Genomic DNA, 1,349 nt, shown 5'->3' on the forward strand with positions numbered 1-1,349 from the left:
GGGGTCGTCTCAGAAAACGGAAAATAAAGCACGCTAAGCGTGCGTGGAGGCTGGCACCCAGCGGTACAGCGTCGGAATGGACACGCCGAGGTTCTTGGCCACGTCCTTGGGCGGCACCCCGCTGGCCAGCAGCTTCTTGGCCGACTCGATCTTGCTGTCGGTCATCTTCGGCTTGCGGCCGCCTTTGCGGCCGAGCTGCTTGGCGACTTCCAGCCCGGCGCGGGTGCGCTCGACGGTCAGCTCGCGCTCCATTTCGGCAAGGCTCGCCATGACGTGGAAGAAGAACCGCCCGGATGGTGTGCCGGTGTCGATGGAGTCGGTGAGGCTCCTGAACTGGACACCGTGCTTGTGCAGATCGCCGACCAGATCGACCAGTTGCTTGACCGACCGGCCCAGCCGGTCGAGCTTCCAGACGACCAAAGTATCGCCTTCGCGCAGCATTTCGAGCGTCTTGGCCAAGCCAGGCCGGTCTGCCCGCGTGCCACTCACCTTGTCCTCGAAGACCTTTTTACATCCGGCCTTGCTCAAGGCTTCGCGTTGCAGCTCCAGGTTCTGATCCTGCGTCGAGACGCGCGCATAGCCAATCAACATGGCTTGTCTCGCGCCCGGTCGATGCGTTCCTGCATCGCCTGCATCACTTCTTCGTGGGTGTACGATCTGGCGTTGGCGTCGGTGGCTTGCCGCAGGGCTTCCTCAACCTCGCGCGTCATCCGCTCGTAATCCTCCGGCCACAGCGCTTGCTCCATGCGCAGCGACGCCTGACCCAGCAGGTGCAGCAGGCTGAACAGCCGCATGTCGTTGGTGGCGACGATGCGCTCCCGAATCTGCTCCTGAATAGCTTCGCTAGCCCGATGCGCTTGTGGTGTGGCAGTCCCCTCGTAGTCAGCGGGGAATTCCGCTTCCTCGGCAATCCTTGCCCAGGCGCTGGCCAGCGCCTCGATGGTTGACGTGCTCATTTCCGCCGCTCCTGTGCTCTTTGGCGAATCAACCGGCCAAGGGGCCTCGACGCGAAAACCAGCAGCATCACGCCTATCGGATACCAGGTCGAGAAGACCACCAAGGCATCGAAGGCTGGCCGTCCGGTGTTGGTAGGCAGTACGGCGGTCACAGCCATCAACCCGCCGACCGTCCAGATGATGCGCCACACGTAGGGCATCACGCGGGGCACGTAGCCGTCATCGAAAGCGGTCTGGTAGTAGCGGCGCAGGCCGCGCTCGGCAAGCGCCTGGCGCTGCCGCTCCGACAGCGCATCCGTCCGGCCATACCAGCGCCGGAATGGTGGACAGCGCAGCAGCAAAGGGGTGAAGAGGATCATCACCGCCACGATCGCGACACCCCACGCCATGACG

3 protein-coding genes are annotated in these 1,349 nt (G+C 63.8%); all 3 read right to left on the reverse strand.

What is annotated here, in order from left to right:
- Positions 1 to 33 precede the first annotated feature (33 nt).
- A complete protein-coding gene (locus tag ACP7AA_RS13060) occupies positions 34 to 591 on the reverse strand; it encodes a recombinase family protein (protein ID WP_003100847.1) in 558 nt (185 codons plus the stop codon).
- Positions 585 to 956 (reverse strand): hypothetical protein, encoded by a 372-nt coding sequence (locus ACP7AA_RS13065; RefSeq protein ID WP_003100853.1) that lies wholly within the window; start codon positions 954 to 956, stop codon positions 585 to 587. The genes ACP7AA_RS13060 and ACP7AA_RS13065 overlap by 7 nt, the downstream gene beginning before the upstream one ends.
- The coding region (locus ACP7AA_RS13070) for a transposase (RefSeq protein WP_224398888.1) at positions 953 to 1,349 on the reverse strand (397 nt) is incomplete at its 5' end. The genes ACP7AA_RS13065 and ACP7AA_RS13070, both read right to left, overlap by 4 nt.

It is taken from the genome of Psychrobacter sp. DWR1-2-3 (assembly GCF_049896465.1).
Lineage (GTDB): Bacteria > Pseudomonadota > Gammaproteobacteria > Pseudomonadales > Moraxellaceae > Psychrobacter > Psychrobacter maritimus.